Source organism: Pseudonocardia sp. Ae331_Ps2, from assembly GCF_001932405.1.
In the GTDB taxonomy this organism is placed as follows: domain Bacteria; phylum Actinomycetota; class Actinomycetes; order Mycobacteriales; family Pseudonocardiaceae; genus Pseudonocardia.
This window is the reverse complement of sequence record NZ_MCIM01000006.1, coordinates 1-4,080: the sequence shown is the minus strand read 5'-3', so window position 1 is coordinate 4,080 and position 4,080 is coordinate 1. Positions and strand designations below refer to the sequence as shown.

The following is a 4,080-nucleotide window of genomic DNA, read 5'->3' as shown; positions in this document are numbered from 1 at the left end:
GGCATGACCCGGCGCGGCTCCTCTCCCAGGTTGCGGGCTCGCGGGAACTGGACTCGGCGGAGAACGTGTCGGATGTGCTGCGGTGGCGGATCGCCGGCGCGGTCAGTGGACGGGTGCCGGAGGACCCGGTCACCGCCGCGACGGTGTTCGAGTCGTGGACCGTTACTGGTGATGGTGTTCATGCTCGGCAGCGGAACCGGTTGGCGCCGTTGATCGTCGACCGGATCGGCGTGCTGGGGCGGCGGGCTGCTGAGCAGGCACCCGGGTGGGCGGTCGAAGCGCTCGGCGCGGTGCCCGGGCCCGGTACCGGCGAGTGGTCGGAGTGGGTGCGCCGCGCGGGTGTCGCGGCCGGGTACCGGGAATACAGCGGGATCGCTGATACCGCGGCCAGTCTGGGGCCGGCGCCGGCAGCTGATGACGTCTATGCCCGGGCGTGGTGGACCCGGGCGGTCGCCGCCCTCGGCGTGGATGCCGCGTTGGTGGAGCATCGGCGGCTACCGGACGCGGTGCTGGCGGAGAAGGTCCAGACCTGGGAACGCGTGCACGCCGGCGCCCCGATCTATGCCGCCGAGCAGTTGTGGGCGGCACACGAGCGGCTGCACGACGCGCGGGTGAACGCGCACCTCGCGGCCGCGGCACGGGACAACCCGACCGGTGGCGCGGCGGCGCGGGAGCTGGCCGAGATCAACGCCCGGACCGCGCAGACCCTGGCCACGCTCGCTCACGACCAGGTCGAGACGTGGACGGCAGCACACGAGCGGCGCACCGGCTGGTACACCGGTGTCCGTGACCTCGCCGAGGACGCCCGGCACGCGGCAGAGGAGCTACACCGGCGGGGTCGCAGCCCGGTGGTCTCTGCGCCAGCTGAGGACGGGCCTCGGTTCAGCGCCACCGCGCAGGATCAGGAACAACAGCATGCCCGTCGTCGCTCCTCCGTGCCCGTCGACTCCGGTACTTCTCTCGTGACGCGGCAGACAGACGCTGGGGCTCGTGAACGGGTTCGGGCCGAAGAAACATCCCGTCAGCGCTATTTCGACCAGCGCGACTCGCCCAGCCTCGGCCAGCACCGCAGCCACGGCCTGAAATAGAAACCTTCTACGATTTTATGCGTTGCGGCGAGAGGGACGTGATATTTTCGTGGGCGATGAGGAAGAGCAGAGCACAGGCATGACCAGAGGAGAACCGACGACGTCCAAGGAACAGAAGTCGGCCGCCACTACGATCGACAACAACGCTGCCAGGACTGCACCAACGAAACGGAAACGGCGGTCGGGGGCCGCGGCGCAGCGGCCGGTACGGCCCCGCGAGAAACCGCCGGCGGCGGATGCGAGTGTGCCAGAAAAACTGCGTTATCTGCAGAGCAACAAGGTGCAGCGCAGCGGGGAGCGGTGGACGGCGAAGGCCGCGGTCGTGGAGATGACCGCAGCGGGTGCAGCGATCACCGAAGGATATTACTCCGAGATCCGGCTCGGCACTAAACCGAATCCGTCCGCACGCATGATCCAGGCTCTAGCTGATCTGTATAAGGTGAGGGCGAATTCAGGCGGTCGAAGCATCTAGTTCAACGAGTTCGGCGAATATCTCGGAGGGCTTCTTCCAGTTTCTGACGCACCGCGTCGCCGGCGAGCTCGGCACCCCACCAGGGGACCGCGCCGGTCAGCGGTCCTGCCAGCAGCGCAGCGGCCACGACCACGAGGGCGATGGTGCGGAGCCGGTGCGGTTCCCAGCCGCGGGCCCACGCCGAGAGCACCAGCACGTGCCCGACCACGGTCGCGGGCACCGCGACCGTGGTGGCCGCGAGGAACACCTGCCCGGCCGTGACATCACCGAACAACGGGATGTCGGGAAGGTCCGGGGCGCGCGCGGCGGGGAGCTGGCCGGTCATCGCCGCTCCGGTGTCGCGGTGGTGAGGAATCGGTCGATGACGGTGCGCACTGTGTAGGGGTGTGTGATTGTCGGGGAATGTCCGGCTCCGGCGATGATGTGCACGTCACGTGCGCCGGGGAGGTTGTCGCGCATGTGTTGTTGCCGTTCGGGCGGAATGGACTGGTCGTGCTCGCCGCGTAGTACCAGCGCCGGGGCGGTGATCTGTGGTAGCTGGCCGGTGATGTCGTCGCGATGCAGGAGACAGTCCACCGGCGGACCGAGAGGGATACCGCGGGTCTGCCAGGTGCGCGCCCATCGGCGCGCTGCGGGATGATCTCCAATGATTTGAGACGCCAGGGCGTTGGTTAGTTCCGCGGTCGGCCCGGATTCGGAGAACTCGGCGAACATGCGCTGATACGCGGAGAGTTCGACGGGGTCCAGTGCGGCGGCTTCGGTGTCGATCAGGATCAACGCGGTCACACGGTCCGGGGCCAACAACGCGGTCCGTAACGCGATGAAACCGCCTTGTGAGCACCCACCGGCGACTGCCTGGTCGATACCGAGCGCGTCCATGATGGCCAGCTGGTCCCGAGCGAGGTCCCAGAAGGAAAACGGGGTATCTCCGAGTGGGCTGTTCCCGTGACCAGGCGCGTCCCAGGTGATGAACCGGCATTGTGGAGGCAATGGCAGCGCACCATCGAACATTGAATGGTCCAGCGCGAAACCATGCGACAACATGACCGCGGGTCCGCGGCCACCGCTGTCGGCGACACCGACGGTCCGAGACCCGATGCTGACACTTCCAGTTTTCACTACCGAATCCTTCGGGAACGTTGACGATGATGGGGTCATCTCTGTGCTGTGCGCGGCGTGTCAGGTGGTCGGGGGAAAGAGGACCCCATCATGATCACGTGGGGGGGGGGCGTTCATGTCGACGGCGAGGTAGAGCTGGAGCGGACTGGATGCTTCGGGCCATTTCAGTACTTGCGCGCGGAGGTTCAGTACTGTGTGTGAATCGAGGTCGCGGACCAGCATTTCGGCTTTGTGGCGGCCGAGTGCGAGGTCACCGCTGTTCCACATCTCTCGGAACTCTGGTGACTGCGACAGTCGGTCGAGCAGGGTCTTGAACTGGTCGCCTCCCAAGTGGTTGCGCACCATGAGTGCTCGTGTCCAGGCGACTGTCAGTAGTGCTTCTTGTTCCCATTCGACCATGATGTGGCGGCTGTCGGGGACGAAGAAGAACCAGAGTAGTACGTTCGCGATGTCAGGGTCGGTGATGTGCCGGTACACGCGTCGGTATTCGGAGTTCGCGTACAGCACGTTCCAGGCGTCGTCGACGAACCCGGCGAGTGCGGGGGTGAGGGTGTCGGCGTAGGCCTGGTTCTCGGTCGTGATCACGTGCGGGGGCCCGGCTCGGTCGCCTGTGCCGGGCTGGTACTCGCGGAGGTCGTGCAGGTGTTGGCGTTGGCACGGTGAGCATCCGAGTGCGTCGGCGAGGGCGTCGACCGCGGCCGCCGAGGGAGTCACCCGGTCACCCTGTTCGAGCTTCGCGATGTAGCCGGCGCCGTGGCCGGTCAGGGTGGCCAGTTCCATGCGGCTCATTCCGCCGCCCCGGCGGCACCCGTTCACCGACTGTTCCCGCAGCTGGCGCAGGAACCTGCCCAGAGTCGGCAGTTCCACCGACCTCTGCTCTCCGTGGGGTGTGTGGTCGCTGCCCGATCCGGCCACCGTGAGTTGGTCCCTCCGTCGTCATCGACCGCATGATGCACATCGGATACCCGAATGGTTCCCGCGTGGATACATGTGATGACACAACGTAGTGGAAGGGTGTTATGTCGGGTGGCTCCCGGTGCGCGCCAGGACTGAAGCACCTTCAGCGGCGGGGAGGTTGTTCCGGCCGGTCGGTGTTCCGGCCGGGTCAGTAGCGCCAGGGGAAGCCGGTCCAGTCCGGGTCGCGCTTCTGCAGGAACGCGTCGCGGCCTTCGATGGCTTCGTCGGTCATGTAGGCCAGCCGGGTCGCTTCGCCGGCGAAGAGCTGCTGGCCGACCAGGCCGTCGTCGGCGAGGTTGAACGCGTACTTGAGCATCCGCTGGGCCTGCGGTGACTTGCCGTTGATCTCCGCGGCCCACAGCAGCGCTTCGGTTTCGATGTCGTCGTGGTCGACCACGGCGTTGACCGCGCCCATGTGGTGCATCTGCTCGGCGGTGTAGGTGC

General features: G+C 66.9%; 6 protein-coding genes. 2 read left to right on the top strand and 4 right to left on the bottom strand.

Translation table 11 applies throughout. The features are described 5' to 3' along the window. Both Ae331Ps2_RS29815 and Ae331Ps2_RS31690 read left to right on the top strand, forming a co-directional pair. On the top strand, positions 1-1,088 hold a 1,088-nt coding region (locus Ae331Ps2_RS29815), incomplete at its 5' end, for a hypothetical protein (RefSeq protein ID WP_217695670.1). 49 nt (positions 1,089-1,137) lie between these two features. Further along, positions 1,138-1,560, top strand: coding sequence for a hypothetical protein (locus Ae331Ps2_RS31690; RefSeq protein WP_139319160.1), 423 nt, complete (start codon positions 1,138-1,140; stop codon positions 1,558-1,560). Between the two features lies 1 nt (position 1,561). Here Ae331Ps2_RS31690 and Ae331Ps2_RS29810 read toward each other — a convergent pair whose 3' ends face one another. From Ae331Ps2_RS29810 to Ae331Ps2_RS29795, 4 genes are all read right to left on the bottom strand, one after another. Then, positions 1,562-1,885 carry a hypothetical protein gene (locus Ae331Ps2_RS29810; protein WP_075313383.1) on the bottom strand — a complete coding sequence of 108 codons (324 nt, stop codon included), beginning with the start codon at positions 1,883-1,885 and terminating at the stop codon, positions 1,562-1,564. Next, on the bottom strand, positions 1,882-2,604 hold the full coding sequence (locus Ae331Ps2_RS29805) for an alpha/beta fold hydrolase (RefSeq protein ID WP_249265711.1): 723 nt from the start codon (positions 2,602-2,604) through the stop codon (positions 1,882-1,884). Before Ae331Ps2_RS29805 ends, Ae331Ps2_RS29810 begins: the two co-directional genes overlap by 4 nt. A 135-nt stretch (positions 2,605-2,739) precedes the next feature. After that, positions 2,740-3,546 (bottom strand): helix-turn-helix domain-containing protein, encoded by an 807-nt coding sequence (locus tag Ae331Ps2_RS29800; RefSeq protein WP_075329909.1) that lies wholly within the window; start codon positions 3,544-3,546, stop codon positions 2,740-2,742. A 238-nt stretch (positions 3,547-3,784) separates the two neighbouring features. Then, positions 3,785-4,080: enoyl-CoA hydratase-related protein (locus tag Ae331Ps2_RS29795; RefSeq protein WP_254849694.1), on the bottom strand; the 296-nt coding region annotated here is incomplete at its 5' end.